The organism is Leeuwenhoekiella aestuarii (assembly GCF_004104055.1).
Taxonomy (GTDB): domain Bacteria; phylum Bacteroidota; class Bacteroidia; order Flavobacteriales; family Flavobacteriaceae; genus Leeuwenhoekiella; species Leeuwenhoekiella aestuarii.
In genome coordinates, this window is sequence record NZ_QOVJ01000030.1 from 1 (window position 1) to 1065 (window position 1065).

Below are 1065 nucleotides of genomic sequence, written 5' to 3' on the forward strand. Positions count from 1 at the left end.
TTGTAGTTACAGATTTTAGCAAAGGATAAGTATGTCTCAAATTTAATGTTGAAAAGAGTTGTTTTTTACCTCAGTTCTTTGTTGGCAACTGGCTTTTCTTTTTTTAGTTCTTAAATATTCTATTCCAAACGGACTTTTTTGAAATCAGATTTTCTCTATTCAAATCCAGAACTTCCTTTCCATTCGCTTTAATTAATAAATCCAATAATTTACTATATCCATTTTCTATTTTAAATTCCATCTCGTTTTTATAGAGTGGAAGCACATTGTATATATTTATTTTCCGTCCGTTTTTATTTATTTCGGTAAAATCCTTATCGAAAGTTACAGAAGGTAGAATTAAAGCTCCGACAAAGTCAGTATCAGTTGCGTAAGGCGTTAAATCTTCTTCTGCTTGTATTGTGTGTCCAATTCCAATCCAAGTGTCATAAAAGTGTGGGAATTTCGCAGTTCTTTTAAGAATCGAAATAATCCAATCATTTTTATTTTCTCCAGAGTAAACTTGTCCGAATTCAATAGTTTTTGGAATAAGCATCATTAATTCGGCAAATTCCAAATTTTTTTGGTTTTCTGCTTGTTCGTCAACATTCATTTTTAACGTACTCATTCCAGAAGTCAAAAGTATGTTGAATGAAGAGTTTTCAGGTTTTATTAAATAAACATCAAGATGTAAATCCAAAGTCGGGATTTCGTGAAAAACTGAAACTAACTTATCATCAAAGAATCTACTTAAATGGTCATCAATCCATTCAGCGTGTTCGTGGTAATATTTTCTGTCCGAGAACGGATTTTTGTATTCAGCCATAAGTTCGTTTTCAGCTTGTTGCCAACGGTTGGGCTATGGTTTCGTTGCGGAATATTTCGGCAGAACTATTCCGCCGTAAACCGAAGATAGCAAACACACAGGAATTTACGAGAGGAAATTCCGCCGCAATGAACGATAGCCGGTGTGCCTGTTGCACAAGTTAGCAAAAAGCTAACATACGGTTTACCTTTGATTTGCAATTGAGTTGTAATTTCATGGTATGCAAGGAAAGAAAGTATATCAGGAGCAGCTCTTCAATA

General features: G+C 34.0%; 1 protein-coding gene. It reads right to left on the minus strand.

Going from position 1 to position 1065, the window contains the following annotated elements:
• Positions 1–103: 103 nt before the first annotated feature.
• Complete coding sequence (locus DSM03_RS18915; protein WP_128762557.1) at positions 104–805, minus strand: suppressor of fused domain protein; 702 nt, start codon at positions 803–805, stop codon at positions 104–106.
• Positions 806–1065: the final 260 nt, after the last annotated feature.

What these genes read in the sequence shown, in the direction of transcription:
- DSM03_RS18915 (WP_128762557.1), bottom strand. Translation starts at nt 805, where the DNA reads ATGGCTGAATACAAAAATCCGTTCTCGGACAGAAAATATTACCACGAA.